This is a genomic window from Candidatus Avelusimicrobium stercoris, assembly GCF_002437085.1.
In the GTDB taxonomy this organism is placed as follows: Bacteria; Elusimicrobiota; Elusimicrobia; order Elusimicrobiales; family Elusimicrobiaceae; genus Avelusimicrobium; species Avelusimicrobium stercoris.
Genome location: NZ_DJOA01000006.1, coordinates 45,261 through 63,583, shown reverse-complemented (window position 1 = coordinate 63,583; position 18,323 = coordinate 45,261). Strand labels below are relative to the sequence as shown.

Here is an 18,323-nt window from a genome sequence, read left to right as displayed (position 1 = left end):
TTGTTCTCCTAAATAGCGGCCTTTTTATAGGTTTTGTCCGCCAAGCAAGCCTGCGCGGTTTCGCGCGCCCACGCGTCAGCGTCCAACGCTTGGTTAAGGGTTGCGTCTCCGGACGTTTGAGGGGCGCCTTTAAGTACGGTGTAAATCAGTTTGGCAATATCGGTAAACTTGATTTGCTCCTTCAAAAACGCTTCTACGGCCACTTCGTCCGCCGCGCTTAATACGGCGGGCATAATGCCGCCTTGGCGGTAGGCGGATAAGGCCAACGCCAAACACGGGAAACGCTCAAAATCCGGCTCAAAAAATTCCAGTTTGGCGGCTTCAAATAAATTTAATTTTTTGACCGGGCCCGGGGCGCGGTGCGGGTACGTAATGGCGTACTGAATCGGTACGCGCATATCCGGCTCGCCCATTTGCGCCAAAATGGCCCCGTCGTTAAATTCCACCGCCGAGTGGACGATAGATTGCGGATGAATTACAATTTGCACCTTTTCCTCGGGCAAATTAAAAAGGTTCATAATTTCAATAGATTCAAAGCCCTTGTTCATAAGGGTGGCCGAATCTATGGTGATTTTTTTGCCCATATGCCAGCGCGGGTGGTTTAAGGCCTCGGCAGGCGTAACGGTGGAAAGAGCCGCCTTGCGCTTGGCAAAGGGCCCACCGGACGCCGTTAAAAAAATGCGGGAAATATCCTTTTCGTGCTGGTGGTAGGAGTGTTCATCAGCCAATCCGGCCAAACATTGAAAAATGGCCGAGGGCTCGCTGTCCACGGGCAAAATAGCCGCTTCCCAGCGTTCGCACTCCTTCATTAAAGTCTTGCCCGCCATTACCATTGGTTCCTTGTTGGCAAGGGCAACCGTTTTTCCGGCTTTGATAGCGCTTACCAAGGGTTGAAAGCCTACGGCCCCGACTACGCCGTTAATCACTAAATCGGCGGAGGGTAACGAAGCCATAAACATTAAACTTTCAATTTCGGGAGGCAAAAGGCGCGTTCCGGCGGGAACCTGGTCCTTGATTTTTTCGTAACTGGCCGGGTTCAGCACCGCCGCAAAGCGCGGTTTAAAGGTGTGCAACTGTTTTAGAAATAAATCGGTATTGTTATTGGCCGACAACGCTATTACACGGTATTCTTCGCCCAGCCGTGCAATTACGTCCAAGGAAGAGGTGCCGATAGAGCCGGTGGAGCCTAAAATTACGATATTCTTCATAATTTAATGGTGTAAAGAACCACGTAATAAAAGAGCGGCGCCAAGAGTAAATAAGAGTCAAAGCGGTCCAAAAAGCCGCCGTGGCCGGGGAGTAAATTGGAGGAATCCTTTACGCCCGTGGAGCGTTTTATCACGGATTCAGCCAAATCGGACACTTGGCCCACTACGGCAATTAACAGGCCCAAAATAATGGCGGTTTTAACCGTAAGCACAGTAGATAAGAACAAATGAGCCATAAGCACGGCCGCGCCGACAGCAAGCAGGGTGCCGCCAATAGCGCCTTCCCAGGTTTTCTTGGGGCTGACTTCCACATTTAACTTGTGGCGGCCCAACAGGCGGCCGCAGAAATATGCGCCCGTATCACTTACCCAGACGGTAATAATCATAAAAAGGGTTAAATATTCGCCGTATTGCGGAATGTCGCGCAGGTTGATAAGGTGCGCTAACGCCCACGGCATAAAAAATACGCCCGTAAAGGTGTTGCAAACACGGTCCCACGAGCGTTTGGGGGTTAATACTTCAAACAATAATACGCCAAAGGTTACTACGCTGATAGCAAAGGGGTACAAATTGTCCGGCAGTTCGGAAGCGCAAGGCATCCGCCCGACAATGGCCACCGCAGCCATTAACAGGCCGAAGAGGACCAACGCCGTCATATGGACGGGCTTTTTTCCGGCGGTAAGCACGAGGCCGTATTCATACAAACAGAACAGAATTACACAGCCGACAAAGGCCATATAAATCACGCCGCCAAAGTGGATAGCGGCCAAAACAACAGGAATCCCAATCAGGGCAGTAATGATTCTCGGTAATAGCATATCTTTATTTTACCATATTGGGGCGCACTAGCAGAGGGAAAAAACAGGTTTTTAGGGGATATTTTTTTCAAACGCCGTTCGCACTTGCCCGTTGCGCACAAAAATTGTTCCGCACGGGGTAAAGCCGTTTTTGAGGAAGAGATGTTGCATAGGGCGGTTATCGGGGTGCGTGTCGGCGCGCAAGGCTGTGAAATTTTTAGACTTGGTTTGTTGAAGCCAAAAATCAAAAATATCTTGTGCGGCGTGTTGCCCCCGTAGTTTTTGACTTACCATTATACGGTGCAAAACGCCGTACGGTTCTGGCGTGGTCCAACGGCCGTTTTCAATACGAGCGTAGGTTTCCTCTGTACCAAAGGTAAGTGCAAAATAGCCCAACACCTTGGGCCCATCGGCCAGAGCATAACCTGTCTGACAGCGGATGTCAGCACGCAAAACCGTTTCGGACGGATAGCCGTCCTGCCATTGGTTAATCCGGCGATCCTTTAAAAGCGCACGGGCTTCTTGGGCTAGTAGCAAAAGTTGCGGTAAATCGGTTAATTGGGCGGGACGGATAGAAAAAGTCATTTTCGTTTGGCCACCATTGCTTTGGTTTTGGGTAAGTTTAACTCCCACAGTGCGTTGGTGGCTACCCAGCGGGCGGAGCGGTTATCGGGGTACAAATCCAAAATTTCGTTGGCGCACGCCACGGCGCGCGGGGTTAAGCGCGGGTTTTTCTTGCCGATATTGCGCAAGGCCCAGTTGACGGCTTTATGCACCATTGGGCGCGGGTCGCACGAGTGGTTTTTGATAAGCGGCAAGAGTTTAATGAGGGCTTCGTCCGTGGTTTTTGCGCGTGGCAAGGCTAGGGAGCAGATAATGGAAAAGCCCGCGCGGCGGACAAATTCGTCCTCTTTTTTTATCCAGCGTTCGGCCAGTTTTAAGGGATCCTTGACCTTGGAAAACAGGTTTCCGCAACATAAATCGCAAATATCCCAGGAATTAAGTTCACTTGCCCAGTCGTCCAGTTTGTCGCGCGACATTTGCGCGGGGTCCGCCAGCATAGAGGCCATAATGCGCGCTTCGTGGATGCCGCTTTCCCATAACGCTTCCGCGAGGTCTTGGTCCGGGCGCGGCAGGCCCTTTACCAAGGCGCGCAAGGTGGTAACCGGGGTACCGACGGCCTTATCCGTGCAAATGCCAAATTTTTCGTGCATTTGCTTTTTGGTGGACGCGGTGGCAAAGCGTTTAATGCGCGCGAGCATTTCCTCGGCGCGGGAGCGGGTAATCGGGGAAGTCATACGCCCCCAAAGCGGCGCGTGCGGTGGGAATATTCGGCGAGGGCTTTATTAAATTCCGTTTCGTCAAAATCCGGCCAAAGCACCGGGGTAAAATAAAACTCGCTATACGCGGCTTGCCATAATAAAAAGTTGGATAACCGTTCTTCGCCCGAAGTGCGGATAATTAACTCCGGGTCCGGCAGGGCGGGCTGGTAGAGCGCGGCGGAAATATCCGCCATTGTAACGGCGGTTTTGCCTTGCTTTAAAAGGGCGTTTACGGCGTGCGTGATTTCCTGCCGGGCGCCATAATTAAGCGCCAAGTTAAGGGTTAAGGATGTATTTTGTGCGGTGGAGGAAATGGCACTGTCAATCTTTTGCAAAATGGCGGGGGGGAGTTTTTCCCGGCTGCCGCTAATTAGCAATTTTACGCCGTGTTTGTCCGCATCCTTGGCGTAGCGGTCCAAGGTTTGTTCCAAGAGTTTAAAAAGGCCGTCTATTTCGTCCTGCGGGCGCGACCAGTTTTCCGTAGAAAAGGCGTATAAGGTCAAAAATTCCACTCCGGCCTTTTTGGCGGCCTGTATGGTGCGTTCTACGGCGTTGGCCCCGGCGCGGTGCCCGGCCAAGCGCGGAAAGTGGCGTTCCTTGGCCCAGCGGCCGTTGCCGTCCATAATAATAGCGACGTGGCGCGGAGTAGCGTTTTGTGTTTCTTGGGACATATTTATATTTTACTTTATTTGGGTGCTTATCGGGGCACAGAGGGACTGGTTTTGTGGAAAAATGCGGACAATTATGGCGTTTGTTGGCTGGCAATTTTAAAAGGGCTTGACTCGTTTTTTTTTTTGATAAATTTTGAGTTGTAGCAAAATTTATCAAAAATGGTGGGTGTAATGAAAAACGCGTGTATGGGCCGATTAGGTGGGTTATTAAGAGGTAAAGGAAATGGTTGTTTTACATTGTCATCCTGGAAAGTTGTAGTCCAGGATCTGTTGTTATTAAAAAAGAGGAAAACGACAGATATTGGAACGCTTCGCGCCAGCAAACCTTCCAGTATGACCCTTAATTTTATAAACAACAGATCCCGTATAAAGACACTACGGGATGACGGCAACAACTACTCCTCTGTAAGGCGTGGCTTTACCTTAATAGAACTCTTGGTAGTTATCCTTATTATTGGCATATTGGCGGCGTATGCTGTGCCGTCCTACCGGGTGGCGGTGGGCACCAGCCGCGCGGCTACAATGTATGCGTTAATCCGCTCGGTGGATCAAGCCCAAGAACATTTTTATATGCAAACAGGGCACTCTGCCAGCAACTTGGATTCCCTTGTTGTGGCAATGCCTGCGGGATTTAAAAAATCAGACGAAAAAAATATTTACAGCGCGGACTCGTACTGTTGGATTATGAATACCCGCGGGGCGGAGAATTTTTCTTTTAATTGTTCCAGTAAAGATAAGGTGCGTATAGAAAAGTATCATAAACAGAGTTACTATATTTGCTGGGCTCCGCAAACAAATGATTTAGCGAATAGAATTTGCCAGAATTTATCGGGGCTAGACACTTATAATAACGCCAGTTCGGACGGAACCTCTTCTTATGCTTACCAGATAAAGTAATTTTTGCTACAAAAAACCCCGGGCTAATAAGTCCGGGGTTTTTACATATATCAAATTAGCCAAAAACTAAATCTTCATAATTTCAGCTTCTTTATTTTTGATGATTTGCTCAATTTTGGCAATGTGCGCATCCGTTGCTTTTTGCACGTCGGTTTCGTAGCGTTTCAAATCATCTTCCGTAATTTCAGCCGCTTTTTGGGCTTTTTTCAATTTTTCCAATACGTCGCGGCGTTCGTTGCGCACGGCTACTTTAAAATCTTCGCTCATTTTGGAAATGTTTTTAGCCAACTGTTTGCGGCGGTCTTCCGTCATAGAAGGAAGCGTGATACGGATGACTTTGCCGTCATTTACCGGGCTAGCGCCCAAGTCGGCCTTTTGCAAGGCGCGGTCAATATCGTTTAAGGAAGAAATATCCCACGGCTGGATTTCCAAGGTTTTGGCATCCAAAATATTGATAACGGCCATTTGTTTAATCGGGGTCGGCGTGCCGTAGTAGTCTACGCGGATGTTTTCCAAGAGCCCCGCGCTGGCGCGGCCCGTGCGGATAGTGGCCAAGTCGCGTTCCAAGCGCACGACGTGTTCGCCCATATTGTTTTTGGTTTTGTTTAACAGATTGGTAATCCCTTCCATATAAAAATCCTCTTAATAGTGAAATGTTACTTTATTATAGCAATTCCGTACCGATATGTCAGTCGGTGCTAGTAAATAATGGTGCCGACGTCCTCGCCGCACAGGGCTCTTTTGATGTTGCCCTTTTTGTGCAAGTTAAATACTTGTACGGGCACTTTGTTTTCCAAGCACAGCGCAAGGGCGGCCGTATCCATAAACTGCAACTGGCGGGCGATAGCGTCCTTGTACGTGATTTTATGGATGAGTTTGGCGTCGGGGTTTTTGCGCGGGTCGCTGTCGTAAACGCCGTCCACTTGCGTGGCTTTTAACAAGACGTCTGCGTTAATTTCGCTGGCGCGCAGGGCGGCCGCGCTGTCGGTGGTGAAGAACGGGTTGCCCGTGCCCCCCGCAAAAATAACGATGCGGCCCTTTTCCAAGTGGCGCAAGGCCTTGCGGCGTACAAAAGGTTCGGCCAACTGGTAAATGTTAATAGACGTAAGCACTCGGGTGGGAACCCCGGCTTCTTCCAACGCGGACTGCAACGCCAATGCGTTAATTACCGTGGCGAGCATACCCATATTATCGGAGTTTACACGGTCAATTACGCCGCCTCCGTCGCGCACGCCACGCCAAATATTGCCGCCGCCCAGCACAATGGTCAGTTCGCAATTACCGCAGCGGTAGGCATCGGCAATCTCTTCGGCGATTTCCTTTAAGGCTTGCGGGTTAATCCCGCGGTGGCCTTCGTTAATCAAGGCTTCGCCGGATAGTTTTAACAACACTCTTTTTTTGTGTTGGGGTTTGCAACAGCACGTTTCCATACAAATTCTCCTCGCTTATGAGCGGACATTTTTATTATTCTACCACAAAACGGCGCCTAAATACTGCGGGCGGGTGGGCTTTTCTTTGTGCCGCGGGAGAAAGCGCGCCACGGCATAAAAAAAAGCCCCTCGCAAGAGGGGCTTAAAAACTAGAAGCGTACAAAGCGTACAACTTTCAGTTCGCAACCAAGAGCCTTGGATTCTTCGTCCAAATAAGCGGCAACGGTTTTCTTGTTGTCTTTAATGGTCGGCTGTTCCAAGAGGCAGTTTTCTTTGGCAAACTTTTTCACTTTACCGGGCAACATTTTTTCAATGGTGGCGGCAGGTTTTCCTTCGTTAATGGCTTGCGTTTTGTAGATGTCCAATTCGCGGTCAATTACTTCCTGCGGAATATCTTTGGCATCTACCCAGCCGGTCTGCATACCTACGGTGTGCATCGCGAGGCCGCGGGCAATTTCTTGCACTTTGGCCAAGTCGCTGCAAGCGCCGGTAACGGACATTTCCAGCAAGGAGGCTTTTTTGTTGTCGGAGTGGACATAGTAAGCCATCACATTGCCTTCGGCCGGGGTCCAGTTGTAACCGCCCTTAAAGGTGGTGTTTTCACCAAATTTGGGGGCTTGTTCCAAAATCATATTTTTGATGTTTTCGTCTTTGGAATAGTCCTCACCGGGGTGCTCCAATACATATTGGGCGAGGTCATCGGCCAATTTGATGAACGCATCGGTTTTGGCTACGAAGTCGGTTTCGCAACCCAAGTAAATCATCGCAAAGTTTTTGCCGTTGGTCTTAACGGACACTCTGCCTTCTTTGGTTTCGCGGTCAGAGCGTTTGGCCATATCCGCCAAACCTTTTTTGCGCAAGAAGACGATGGCTTGTTCCATATCGTCTTTGCATTCAATTAACGCTTTTTTGCAGTCCATCAAACCGGCGCCGGTTTTTTCTCTTAAAATCTTAATATCTGCGGCTAAAGACATTTTGTTCTCCTGTATATAAGATAAATCGGATAGAAAGTTCCCGGACGGGCCGGGAACTTTCAAGATTATTTGGCTTCTTCCGCGGGAGCCGCTTCCGTTTCGGCTTTGGCCTTTACGGTTTTTTTGGCTTTCGGGGCGGATTTTTTAGCAGCCGTTTTCTTTTTGGCAGCGGGTTTCTTTTCCGCTTTTTCTTCGGCGGCTTCTTCGGCCACTACTTCTTCGGCTTTTTTGTCAAGCGCTTCGTCGGCTTTGACAACTTCCTTTACCGCTTCTTTTTCCACGGCGGCGGGTTCGGCGTTTTCGGCGGCTAACATAGCAGATTCAAACGCTTGGGCCATTACCGGGTTTTCGGCGGGTTTGTTTTCAGCGGCTTTGACGGCTTCCAGTTCGGCTTTGCCTTCCAAGATAGCGTCGGCAATCGCGCCGCAGAACAATTTGATAGAGCGGGCCGCGTCGTCGTTGCCGGGCACGGGTACGCTGATCATATCGGGGTCGGCGTTGGTGTCGCAAACGGCTACCACCGGGATACCCAAAGCGTGGGATTCGCGCACGGCACCGGCGGTGTCCACCGGGTCAATGACGAAGACCACATCCGGCAATACTTTCATATCGCGGATGCCGCCCAAAAGTTTCTGCAAGCGTTGCATTTCTTTGGTCAAGCGGCTGGCTTCTTTTTTGGAAATGGCTTTAAACACGCCGGAAGCTTCCCATTTTTCCAATTCGTTCAAGCGTTCAACGGATTTCTTGACGGTTTGGAAGTTGGTGAGCGTACCGCCGAGCCATTTTTCGTGGATGCAGTAAGCACCGCAGCGGGCGGCTTCGGCTTGGATGGCTTCTTGGGCTTGTTTTTTGGTACCGACGAACAAAAATTTAGCGCCTTTTTTGCTTTCTTCTTTGATGAAAGCGCAGGCTTTTTTAAGTTCTTTGGCGGTTTTTTGCAAGTCTAAAATGTGTACGCCGTTTCTTTCTCCGAAGATAAAGCGTCCCATTTTGGGGTTCCAGCGGGAAGTTTGGTGGCCGAAGTGGACGCCGGCTTCCAGCATAGCCTTCATAGATACATTGCTCATTATTATTCTCCTGTGGCCGCTGCCTAAATTAGGGAAGGGCTTCCCCGGTGGCATTGGCCTGGGTGTCGTCGGGACAGGCTTTGATTTACAAACTTTTTTCGCTCTCCCGCTCAAATTACACCTATGGCTATTATAGCATATAATGGGAAGCCGCGCCTAGCGGGCCTTGGCTTTGGCGGCCACAAAACTGACAGACAGCCCCGCACACGCCATAATAAAAAACGCTACGCGCATATTGGTAGCCTGCGAGATAAAGCCAATTAAAGGCGGGGTAAACAAAAAGCCAAAGAAGCCGATGGTGGAAACCGTCGCTACGGCCATACTGGGCGGCATACGGGTTGTTTTCCCGGCCAAACTGTAACACAGCGGCACAATGGACGAAAACCCAAGCCCTACCAAAAAGAACCCGATACACGCCGTATAAAAGGAGGGGAAAAGCACCGCCAGTACAAAACCTGTAAACAGGATAACACCGCTGCCCTTAATAACCTGCGTGGAACCAAAGCGGGTGGCAAAGAAATCGGCCGAAAAGCGGCCTATTGTCATAGCCGTCATACAGGAAATGTATCCGGCGCGGATTAAATTATCCGCCGGGTGCACCACCTGCATAAAATATACGCTGCTCCAATCGTACATCGTACCCTCGCAAGACATAGAGCAGAAGGCCATCGCGCCCAACAGCGCAATATATAAGGACGGCATTACAAAGGTCTTTTGGCGCACGTCGCCCACCTTTATTTTGCGGTCGCGCGGAAGCATAGAAGAATACATTGAAAGTAAAATTGCCATACACACAAAGAACGTCATCAAAAAGTGTTCTTGGGTAGAAATATTATGCGCGGCCATCCACGCCCCCAAAAGGCCGCCCACGACTCCGGCCAGACTCCACATCCCGTGGAACGAGGCCATAATACTGCGGTTGTAGAGTTTTTCCACGCCTACGCCCTGCGTATTAACGGAAATATTGGACAGGTTGGACGTTATCCCAAAGACAAAAAGCGCGGCCATTAACTGGAACTTGGTGGTTACAAAACCTAATAACACCAAGGCCAAAGGGTAAATGACGGAAGCGATTGTCAGCATTTTGCGGCTGCCGAAACGGTTGACGAGCCAACCGGATAACATCATTGCGGATAGTTGCCCGGCGGGGATTAAAAACAGCACACCGCCCAACTGCGCATCGGACAAAGATAAGGCGGATTTAACATCAGGGATGCGGCTTGCCCAACTGGAAAAGACAATCCCGTGAATAAAGAAAAAAGACGAGGCCGCCAAGCGGTAAAAACGCTGGGTACGGCGCGGAAGAGATACGGATGACATATATAAAATTATATTTCTTTTAAAGCGTTTTAAAAAGAAAAACCGCGGACAGTATTTGCCCGCGGTTTGCTAAAAACAACAATTAGAAGCGGCCGTTTACGATAACCATTACCGGCAAATAACCGTTGCCCGCAATGTTTACCAAACCAACCTGCAACCCTTTAATGGTGTTGACCTTGTTGACGAAACCCAACTGTACGCCGTGCAATTCTTCTGCACTGTTGAAGAAACCGAACTGTGCACCGGTTACATAGCCGTCGGAAAGGTTGATGGCGTTGAATTGCACGCCGGTTACGTGGTTGGCTTTACCCAACAACGCACTCTGTACACCTTTGAGTTCATTGGTTTTGGAGAAGACCAAATCCAACTGAACGCCCTTGACGGAGCGGGCGGCGGAACCGATACCGAAATCAATACCCGTAATTACCTGCGTATTGTGCGGTACGGCGATAGCCTTGGTGCCCCAAAGGGACAGTTTCAAAACGCCGGATTCACCCGCAAATACCGGGGCGGCGCACAACAAGGCTGCCAACAATACTGCTAACTTTTTCATTTATTTTTCTCCTTTAACAGGCTTTCCCTGCTGGGAAAAGCCAAATTAAAATCTGCCGTTTACTAACACCATAGCCGGGAACCAGCCGTTTTCGGCAATATTTAAAATGCCTACCTGCAAGCCCTCAATCGTGCGCGCGTAGTTTACAAAGCCCACTTGCGCCCCGTGGACGTATTCGGCTTGGTTAAAAAGGCCAAACTGCACGCCGGAAATCGCCCGGTTGGAAATATTTACAAAGCCCAACTGCGCACCTGTGGAATTTTCGGCCTTGGCCAAAAGCCCAAATTGCGCGCCATATACCTCGTTGGCCAGGTTGATAATCCAAGCGAAACTGGCGCCTTTTAATTCGTATTCCGTCTGCGCAAAAATCAGGTCCATTTGCACCCCGGTTACGGTGTCCGTTTTGGAACCGATACCAAAATCAATCCCCGTGATGTCGTGCGTGTTGCGCGGGGTGGCAATAGCCGTTTTGTCCCAAAGGGATAATTTAAAAATGCCCGTTTCCGCGGATGCAGGGAAGGAGGCCAATAACGCCACCGTTAAAATCAAAAGTTTCTTCATTTATTACTCCTTATTAAAAGTGTCCGTCAATTTAATTATTGTAGCAATTTATAGCCTTGTTTTTAAGTTTAAATTTTAGGCAAAAATTGTACAATATTTTAAGAGGTGCTTTTATTATGCAGATAAACTTGGCTTCCTTTAACCCGTTAGCGGCGGACCTTGCCGCCAATGCCCAGGCAATTATAGATTTGCTCCGTGCACCCGCCCCCAAGGCGGATTTGCTCGTTCTGCCGGAAGCCGCCTTGTGCGGTTGTCCGCTCTTTGATTTGTTTGACGATAAGCGTCTGCTGGCGCAAACGGCCCCGGCGCTTAAAAACATCGCCAAAGAAACCAAAGATACCGCTGTGGTGCTGGGCATAGCGGACCGCGTGAATAAAGAAGCCGCCACCGCGCTGGCGTTTATATATAAAGGTAAAATTACCAAAATTTACGATTGCGAAACGGTGGCATTTAAAGGCCTTAACCTGCAATTTGTATTAGGCGCGCCTACGGACGATACCTTTTCGCCAGACCCGGATGCGGACGCTGTGCTATTTTTAATGGCACGCCCTTATTTAAAGGGGAACCTTGCCCCGCGCTTGGACGCACTTAAAAAATATGCCAAAAAGCACGCCCAGCCGTGCCTGATGTGCAATTTATTAGGAGGCGGGGACGGGATGATTTTTGACGGCATAACCGCCGCTGCCGATAAAAAAGGCAACCTTATACTTCTGGGCGAACCCTTTAAAGAGCAGGTGCTTACCTATGATACCGGGGCCGCCTATAAACCCGTATCTTATGAAACCGCTTGGCAGGCCGAACTCATTAACGCGTTGGTATTCGGGTTGCGCGATTATGTGCATAAAAGCGGTATGGATAAAGTAGTTTTTGGCCTTAGCGGCGGGATTGATTCCGCCTTTACGGCCGCGTTGGCGGCCAAGGCCTTGGGGGGAGAAAGCGTGTATTGCGTTTCCCTGCCGTCTTATTGTACGAGCGATTTAAGCAAAAGTTTGGCGGGGCAGTTGGCACGGTCTCTTGGCGTAAATTTGGAAGAAATTGGCGTAATGCCCGGCTTAAATGCGCTGAAAGAATCCTTTGCGCATATCGTTTCGCACCCCAAGGATGCGACCGAACAGGAACTCCAATCCCGTTTGCGCACGACTATTTTGTGTGCCTTGGCGACTGAGTATAACGCAATGCTCCTATCCACGGACGATAAAAGCGAATCCGCGGTAGGCTCGTTTGTGCTGTACGGCGACGCGGGTGGCGCATTGCGCCCGATTGGGGATTTGTACAAGAGCGAAATTTACGAACTAGCCGCCTATTTGAACCAAACGCAAGAAGTAATCCCGCAGGGGATTATTGAGCGTGCGCCAACCTCCGAATTGCGCCCCAACCAAAAGGACGAGGACCAACTGCCGCCTTATGCGGCGTTGGATAAAATTTTACGGCTGTATTTTGAAGACCAACTGACGGCGGCGGAAATTGCTAAAAAGTGCCACATTAAATTGGAAACCGCTGAGGACGTTTTAACGCGTATTAACGCCGCGGATTTAAAACGCAGCCAAACTGCGCCCGCCTTGGAAGTGAGCGCGCACCCCATTAGCGGCGTGCGCTGGCCGGTGATTAAAAAAATTAACTTATAATATGAAACGCTTGTTATTTCTGTTTGTTTTGTGTTGCCTTTCTCTGCCCCTGACGGCGGACCCGATGCTGTTGGGCCCGACCAATTTACGCATTAGCGACGACGGCGATTTTTCTGCCGCGCCCAAGGAGCAAAAGCCCGAGGACCCCTTTGATAATTTTTGGGCATACCGTTTATATCCGCCCCATAAAATTTTGACGGGTAAAGGCGTAAAAGTAGCGGTGGCGGACAGCGGGATTGTTTCGCACCCGGAATTTAACGGCAAGCATATTATGGGCCAAGATTTTACAATGTCCGGCTCGTTTACCGATATTAAAAACCACGGTACGGGCGTGGCTGGCATTATCGGCGCGCGCGGCGTGCAGTTTACGGGCATTGCCCCGCAGGCTTCGCTTGTGGTGTATAAAATTGACGACGGCAGCCGACTAATCGGCCCGCAGGCGGTAACCTCGGCCGTAAATACCTTGCTTACTTACAACGAGGAACACCCGGAGGATAAAATTGCCGTTTTAAATTTAAGTTACGGCGTTTCCTCGGGCGGTTCTATTCCGCTGACGAACGCCATTAACCAAGCGCACGATTCCGGCGTAACCGTTGTATGCCCGGCGGGCAATTATCCCTATCCCGGCGTATTTTATCCGGGGAAATTATCTACGGTCATTGCGGTAAGCGCCTTGTCTGCGGACGGGAAAACCATTTATCATCAATCTTCTTACGGCCCCGAAGTGGATTTTATAGCGCCCGGCGACCGGGTGTTTACCGCCGCGGCTGACGGCGATTATACGCTGATGAGCGGAACCTCTGCCGCGGCCGGATTTGTCAGCGGTGCGGCGGTGTTGGCGGTGGAAGGCCTTAAAAAGAAATTGGGCCGCTATCCGACCGCCGAGGAAGTAAAGGACTCCTTAAAAAAGGCCGCCGTCAAAATCCCCGGCCTGCCCGATATTGCCCAAGGCAACGGGATGATTGATATCAGCAAGTTGGAAAAACAATTTAGTGTAACCAAATGACGCAAACAAAAACCAAAAGACCCCGCAAAATAGTCCGCAAGCAACTGTTTAATTTGGCCAGCCCTATTTTTATAGAAACGCTCCTGATTATGTTCACGGGAGCGACGGATGTTTTTATGCTCAGCCGCTACTCGGACGAAACCGTAGCCGCCGGGGGCGTGGTCAACCAACTGTTAAACCTCGTGTTTATTTTGTACGGCATTACCACCTTGGGTACGTCCGTTCTGTGCTCGCAATATTTGGGAGCCAAACAAAAAAAGAACGTCGCGCAGGTGATTGGCGTTTCTCTGCTGGTGAACCTGATTATGGGGGGACTGGTTAGCGCGGGGCTGTGGCTGTTTGCCGTGCCGTCCTTAAAGTTAATGGGGCTGGATGATAACTTGGTGGGGTATGGCGTATCTTATATGACGCTCGTCGGCGGGTTTTCGTTCTTGCAGTCGTTGGCGATGACGCTTTCCGCCATTTTGCGCAGCCACAACAAAGCCTATTACCCAATGTTTGTTACGTTCCTTATCAATATTATTAACGTGGTGGGCAACTACTTTTTGATTTTCGGTAACTGCGGTGCGCCGCGCTTGGGGATTACCGGGGCGGGTATTTCCACCGTTATCAGCCGCACGGTGGCGGTTATTTTGCTGACGTATTTGCTCTTCCGCAAGGTTGCCCCGGTGCCGCCCTTAAAATATTTTAAGCCGTTCCCGTGGGATAAAATTAAAAATCTGCTCCTTGTCGGCTTGCCGGCGGCGGGGGAGCAGGTGTCCTACAATTTATCCCAAGTGGTGATTACTTATTTATCCGTAATGATGGGCAACGCCGCCCTGACAGCCAGAACATATGCAATGAGTATTGTGATGTTTTCGTATGTGTTTTCTATTGCTATTGGCAACGGCGCGGCGATTGCCATCGGGCACTTGGTGGGGGCGGACAAAGGCAATGCGGCCTTCTCGCTTGAAAAATATTCTATACGCCTTGCGCTGTGGGTTACGGTGTGCGTGTCCATTTTAACGGCCCTGGTGGGAACGGATATTTTTAAATTACTTTCCAGCAACCCGGAGGTTATCCGTTTGGGCGCAATGGTTTTGTATATTGATGTGGTGCTGGAAATCGGCCGCGCGGTCAATATTACCTCGGTAGATTCTTTGATAGCCGCGGGCGACGTGATGTATCCGTTTGTTACAGGTATTATCGTAATGTGGCTGGTGGCTACGTTACTTTCCTATGTGCTTGGCATTTGGTGGGGTTGGGGGCTCAACGGTATTTGGCTTGCGATGGCGCTTGACGAAAATATACGCGCCGTGGTGTTTGAACGCCGCTGGAAGAGCCGCAAATGGATGAACAAAGGCTTTACGCGCTAGGCGCGCTTTTTGCTAAAATATATATATGAGCGAAAATTCCTTTTATCAAGAATATGATGTTCCGCAGGACTTGCAGTTTAAAACTGCCGATATTTTGCGTATGGGCGGGTTAGACTGCACCGCACAGTTAAGCACAAAATATTTTGAAGATGTATTTTCCGCTCCCAATAAAATTACCAAAGTGGCGGTGGCGCTTTCGTTCTCGGTGGCCTCCAAGGAAATCTTGGTACGGGGCACCGTGAAGGGGGAAAGACTTATCCAATGCGCCCGCTGTTTGAAAATGAGTACGCAGCTGTTTGCCGAAGAATTTATAGAAACATATAGCACCAAGCAAGAAATAATTGATATAATATCAGTTGTACGGCAAACGCTGGCGTTGACGGAAGATATCCGTTTCCTGTGTAAGCCCGATTGTAAGGGGCTGTGCCCGGCGTGCGGACACGATTTGAACGACGGTCCGTGCGATTGTAAACCAGCAAATTTGTCTCCTTTCGCAGCATTGAAAGGAAAATTTAAGTAACAATTCTTTTTGAATTTTACTATTAAGTAACAGGAGTATTACCAATGCCCAATCCAAAGAAAAAACACACTCGTTCCCGCCGGGATATGAGAAGATCCCACAATTCCGGAGTAGAATTGCCTCAGTTAGTGGCCTGCCCGAATTGCAAATCTCCCCGGCTGCCGCACAATGTCTGCCCGACTTGCGGGTTCTATAAGGACAGAGTGGTAGTGGCCCAAAAAACCAAAGCCGAAGAGCCCGAAGCCAAATAACGGTCCGTTATGAAAATAGCCCTGGACGCATTAGGCGGAGATTACGGCGCAAAGCCCAACGTATTGGGCGCTTTGAAAGCCGCCAAGAAACTGGATGTTGAGGTTATCTTGGTGGGGGACGAAGCCGTCTTGCGCCGTGAACTCAAAGCGTTAGGTTATACGGACGTACCGAAGAATATCTCTATCGTCCACGCGCCTAACACTATTGATATGGGCGCGGAACCGGCCAAAGAGTGCCGCCAGAAGAAAGACGCCAGCATTGTCGTTTGCGCCAACTTGGTTCACAAGGGGGCTGTTGACGCTTTTGTTTCTGCCGGGCACTCGGGCGCGGCGATGGTGGCGGCCCTGTTCGGTATGGGGCGCATTAAGGGTGTGCAGCGCCCGGCGATTGCTACCCCGATGCCCACCTACAAGGGCGTAAGCCTGCTCTTGGACGGCGGCGCAAACGCCGACTGCAAGCCGATTCATTTACTGCAATTTGCGGTAATGGGTTCGGCTTATATGCAAAAGGTGTTTGATATCCCGGCTCCGTCCGTGGGCGTGTTGTCCATCGGCGAAGAGGAAACCAAAGGCAACTTTTTGGTTAAGCACACGATTCCGCATATGCGTGAAATCGGCGTGAACTTTAAAGGAACCGTGGAAGGCCGCGACGTAAACACCGGCGATACGGACGTTATCGTCTGCGACGGCTTTGTGGGAAACATTGTTTTGAAAATGGCCGAAGGCTTGGCTAAAACAATGATTAATATGATTAAACGCGAAGTCAAAAAGCGTCCGCTTGCGTTGCTGGGCGCGCTTTTGTCAAAGGGTGCGTTTAAAGCCGTAAAGGACCACACCAACCCCGATTGCTACGGCGGTGCGCCGTTGGTGGGGGTAAACGGCGTGGCGATTATTTCCCACGGAAAATCCAACGATTTTGCTATTTTTAACGCCATTAAAACGGCAAAACGCTTGGTGGAAAAAGATTTTATCGGCGACATCGCCGCCAAAATGAGCGCGTTGAAACCGACTTTTGATGAAATTGAAAAAGAAATTCATCAGGAGGAAAAATAATGGCGGATTTTAAAGGTAAAAACGTAATGATTACCGGCGCCACGCGCGGTATTGGCCTAGCCTTGGCGGAGGAATTTGCCAAAGCGGGAGCCAATTTAGCCGTGTGCGGCACGCGCGAAGAAGCCTTGTCCGCGGCCGCCCAAAAATTGGGGGCTTACGGCGTAAAAGTCTATACGCAAAAGGTAAATGTGGCGGACGCAAAGGATTGTGATTCCTTTGTGGAAAACGCCGTAAAAAACTTGGGCGGTTTAGACGTGCTGGTAAACAATGCGGGCATTACCAAAGATAACCTGACCGTGCGTATGAGCGAGCAGGATTGGGACGACGTAATCGCCGTCAATTTGAAGGGGACGTTTTTAATGTCCAAGGCCGCTTTAAAGGTAATGTTCAAAAAAAGAAGCGGCAACATTGTAAACATTTCTTCCGTAGTGGGGGAAATGGGCAACCCCGGCCAGGCCAACTATGTGGCCAGCAAGGCGGGCATTATCGGTTTGACGAAGACGCTGGCGAAGGAATTTGGTTCCCGCCACGTCCGCGTAAATGCGGTGGCCCCCGGGTTTGTTCAAACGGCTATGACGGACGCTTTACCCGAAGAGGTAAAAAATAAAGCGTTGGAAGCCGTACCGCTCAAAAGATTTGCTACGACGCAAGATATCGCCAAAGCAGTAATGTTTTTGGCCAGCGAAGACGCCTCGTATATTACGGGGCACGTTCTCGCCGTCAATGGCGGGCTTTATATTTAATTAATTAGTACAAGGGGAAGCCCCTTTAAAAAAACCGGAGGACTAAAATGTCTGTAGAAAATGTGCAAGAAAGAGTAAAAAATATCATCGTGGAACAGTTGGGCGTAGAAGCCGACCAGGTGAAACCGGAAGCGCAGTTTGTAAACGACTTGGGCGCCGATTCCTTGGACACTGTTGAACTTATTATGGCTTTGGAAGAAGAATTTGATATTGAAATTCCCGATGAAAAAGCCGAAAAAATCAAAACCGTTGGCGAAGCGATTGACTATATTCAGCAGAACGCCAATAAATAATCGTGTACACGGACATAGAGCATATCATTGGATATTGCTTTAAAGATAAGGCCGTTTTAAAGGAAGCACTCACTCATAAGTCTTACGCCGGGGAACACCGCAGCGTTAAACATAACGAACGCTTGGAGTTCCTGGGGGACAGTATCTTGGGCGCCATTGTTGCAGATTATATCTACAACCAATGTCCGCACGTAGAAGAGGGGGTGCTTTCTAAAATTAAGTCTAACTTAGTTTCCAGACGCAACCTTTATCTTTGGGGCAAACAACTGGACTTGGGCCGCTATATGAGCCTGGGCCGCGGTGAATTGGCTACCGGCGGCAGAGAGCGCGACAGCATTATCTCCAACGCGGTGGAAGCCGTTTTAGGCGCCGTTTATATTGACGGCGGCTATCCGGCCGCGGAATCGGTTATCTTGCCGTGGGTAAAAACGCAGGAACTCACGCAAGACGAAAAAGATTTCAAAAGTTTGTTGCAGGAATACTTGCAAAAATCCGGGCCCCATACGCCCGAGTACGAAGTTATCCAAACAGTCGGCCCCGAGCACAATAAGGTGTTTACCGTGCGCGTGAGCCTGGACGGAAAAGCCCTGGGGGTGGGCAAAGGCCATAATAAAAAACTGGCCGAACAAGCCGCCGCGCAGGATGCTTTTTCCCACCTGAAAAAATAAACGGAGAAG

At 49.8% G+C, this 18,323-nt stretch carries 21 protein-coding genes and 1 pseudogene; 10 read left to right on the top strand and 12 right to left on the bottom strand.

All coding sequences use genetic code 11. The annotated features are described in order from the left end of the window. Nucleotides 1–8 precede the first annotated feature (8 nt). The 5 genes from B2118_RS00750 to B2118_RS00730 are packed head-to-tail and all read right to left on the bottom strand — an operon-like array spanning nucleotide 9 to nucleotide 3,998. Entirely contained in the window at nucleotides 9–1,208 is a 1,200-nt protein-coding gene (locus tag B2118_RS00750) for a 1-deoxy-D-xylulose-5-phosphate reductoisomerase (protein WP_428052447.1), read from the bottom strand. After that, nucleotides 1,205–2,026 (bottom strand): phosphatidate cytidylyltransferase, encoded by an 822-nt coding sequence (locus tag B2118_RS00745; protein WP_428052445.1) that lies wholly within the window; start codon nucleotides 2,024–2,026, stop codon nucleotides 1,205–1,207. The genes B2118_RS00750 and B2118_RS00745 overlap by 4 nt, the downstream gene beginning before the upstream one ends. A 51-nt stretch (nucleotides 2,027–2,077) precedes the next feature. Further along, on the bottom strand, nucleotides 2,078–2,590 hold the full coding sequence (locus B2118_RS00740) for a GNAT family N-acetyltransferase (RefSeq protein WP_428052443.1): 513 nt from the start codon (nucleotides 2,588–2,590) through the stop codon (nucleotides 2,078–2,080). Continuing rightward, nucleotides 2,587–3,303 carry a DNA alkylation repair protein gene (locus B2118_RS00735; protein ID WP_428052441.1) on the bottom strand — a complete coding sequence of 239 codons (717 nt, stop codon included), beginning with the start codon at nucleotides 3,301–3,303 and terminating at the stop codon, nucleotides 2,587–2,589. Before B2118_RS00735 ends, B2118_RS00740 begins: the two co-directional genes overlap by 4 nt. Further along, the gene (locus B2118_RS00730; RefSeq protein WP_428052440.1) at nucleotides 3,300–3,998 is read right to left on the bottom strand and encodes an isoprenyl transferase; all 699 of its coding nucleotides are present in this window, start codon (nucleotides 3,996–3,998) and stop codon (nucleotides 3,300–3,302) included. The genes B2118_RS00735 and B2118_RS00730 overlap by 4 nt, the downstream gene beginning before the upstream one ends. A 333-nt stretch (nucleotides 3,999–4,331) precedes the next feature. On the opposite strand from B2118_RS00730, the gene B2118_RS00725 reads away from it, so the two are divergent. Further along, on the top strand, nucleotides 4,332–4,895 hold the full coding sequence (locus B2118_RS00725; RefSeq protein WP_428052438.1) for a type IV pilin protein: 564 nt from the start codon (nucleotides 4,332–4,334) through the stop codon (nucleotides 4,893–4,895). A gap of 66 nt (nucleotides 4,896–4,961) precedes the next feature. On the opposite strand, the gene frr is transcribed toward B2118_RS00725, so the two are convergent. From frr to B2118_RS00690, 7 genes and pseudogenes are all read right to left on the bottom strand, one after another. Next, nucleotides 4,962–5,525, bottom strand: coding sequence for a ribosome recycling factor (gene frr / locus B2118_RS00720; RefSeq protein WP_428052436.1), 564 nt, complete (start codon nucleotides 5,523–5,525; stop codon nucleotides 4,962–4,964). A 68-nt stretch (nucleotides 5,526–5,593) separates the two neighbouring features. Next, nucleotides 5,594–6,325, bottom strand: coding sequence for a UMP kinase (gene pyrH / locus B2118_RS00715; RefSeq protein ID WP_428052434.1), 732 nt, complete (start codon nucleotides 6,323–6,325; stop codon nucleotides 5,594–5,596). Between the two features lie 149 nt (nucleotides 6,326–6,474). Continuing rightward, nucleotides 6,475–7,299 carry a translation elongation factor Ts gene (gene tsf / locus B2118_RS00710; protein ID WP_428052432.1) on the bottom strand — a complete coding sequence of 275 codons (825 nt, stop codon included), beginning with the start codon at nucleotides 7,297–7,299 and terminating at the stop codon, nucleotides 6,475–6,477. 362 nt (nucleotides 7,300–7,661) lie between these two features. Continuing rightward, nucleotides 7,662–8,366, bottom strand: a pseudogene (rpsB, locus tag B2118_RS00705) (30S ribosomal protein S2); the annotation flags it as partial. Nucleotides 8,367–8,522: 156 nt separating this feature from the next. Further along, entirely contained in the window at nucleotides 8,523–9,686 is a 1,164-nt protein-coding gene (locus tag B2118_RS00700; RefSeq protein WP_428052430.1) for an MFS transporter, read from the bottom strand. A gap of 82 nt (nucleotides 9,687–9,768) precedes the next feature. Next, complete coding sequence (locus B2118_RS00695) at nucleotides 9,769–10,239, bottom strand: LA_2272 family surface repeat-containing protein (protein ID WP_428052428.1); 471 nt, start codon at nucleotides 10,237–10,239, stop codon at nucleotides 9,769–9,771. A 45-nt stretch (nucleotides 10,240–10,284) separates the two neighbouring features. Then, the gene (locus tag B2118_RS00690) at nucleotides 10,285–10,800 is read right to left on the bottom strand and encodes an LA_2272 family surface repeat-containing protein (protein WP_428052426.1); all 516 of its coding nucleotides are present in this window, start codon (nucleotides 10,798–10,800) and stop codon (nucleotides 10,285–10,287) included. A gap of 116 nt (nucleotides 10,801–10,916) precedes the next feature. On the opposite strand from B2118_RS00690, the gene nadE reads away from it, so the two are divergent. From nadE to rnc, 9 genes are read left to right on the top strand one after another with little or no spacing between them, the layout of a single operon-like run. Further along, nucleotides 10,917–12,425, top strand: coding sequence for an NAD(+) synthase (gene nadE / locus B2118_RS00685; RefSeq protein WP_428052424.1), 1,509 nt, complete (start codon nucleotides 10,917–10,919; stop codon nucleotides 12,423–12,425). Nucleotide 12,426: 1 nt separating this feature from the next. After that, nucleotides 12,427–13,431 (top strand): S8 family peptidase, encoded by a 1,005-nt coding sequence (locus tag B2118_RS00680; protein WP_428052422.1) that lies wholly within the window; start codon nucleotides 12,427–12,429, stop codon nucleotides 13,429–13,431. Continuing rightward, on the top strand, nucleotides 13,428–14,786 hold the full coding sequence (locus B2118_RS00675; RefSeq protein ID WP_428052421.1) for an MATE family efflux transporter: 1,359 nt from the start codon (nucleotides 13,428–13,430) through the stop codon (nucleotides 14,784–14,786). The genes B2118_RS00680 and B2118_RS00675 overlap by 4 nt, the downstream gene beginning before the upstream one ends. 25 nt (nucleotides 14,787–14,811) lie before the next feature. Beyond that, complete coding sequence (locus B2118_RS00670; RefSeq protein WP_428052419.1) at nucleotides 14,812–15,306, top strand: YceD family protein; 495 nt, start codon at nucleotides 14,812–14,814, stop codon at nucleotides 15,304–15,306. 44 nt (nucleotides 15,307–15,350) lie between these two features. After that, nucleotides 15,351–15,557 (top strand): 50S ribosomal protein L32, encoded by a 207-nt coding sequence (gene rpmF, locus B2118_RS00665; RefSeq protein ID WP_177747091.1) that lies wholly within the window; start codon nucleotides 15,351–15,353, stop codon nucleotides 15,555–15,557. A gap of 9 nt (nucleotides 15,558–15,566) precedes the next feature. Beyond that, nucleotides 15,567–16,610, top strand: a complete 1,044-nt coding sequence (plsX, locus tag B2118_RS00660) for a phosphate acyltransferase PlsX (RefSeq protein WP_428052417.1) — start codon at nucleotides 15,567–15,569, stop codon at nucleotides 16,608–16,610. Then, on the top strand, nucleotides 16,610–17,353 hold the full coding sequence (gene fabG / locus B2118_RS00655; protein ID WP_428052415.1) for a 3-oxoacyl-[acyl-carrier-protein] reductase: 744 nt from the start codon (nucleotides 16,610–16,612) through the stop codon (nucleotides 17,351–17,353). Before plsX ends, fabG begins: the two co-directional genes overlap by 1 nt. A 47-nt stretch (nucleotides 17,354–17,400) precedes the next feature. Beyond that, a complete protein-coding gene (gene acpP, locus B2118_RS00650) occupies nucleotides 17,401–17,646 on the top strand; it encodes an acyl carrier protein (RefSeq protein WP_428038147.1) in 246 nt (81 codons plus the stop codon). 2 nt (nucleotides 17,647–17,648) lie between these two features. Next, nucleotides 17,649–18,314, top strand: a complete 666-nt coding sequence (gene rnc, locus B2118_RS00645; RefSeq protein ID WP_428052413.1) for a ribonuclease III — start codon at nucleotides 17,649–17,651, stop codon at nucleotides 18,312–18,314. The last annotated feature ends 9 nt before the right edge of the window (nucleotides 18,315–18,323 follow it).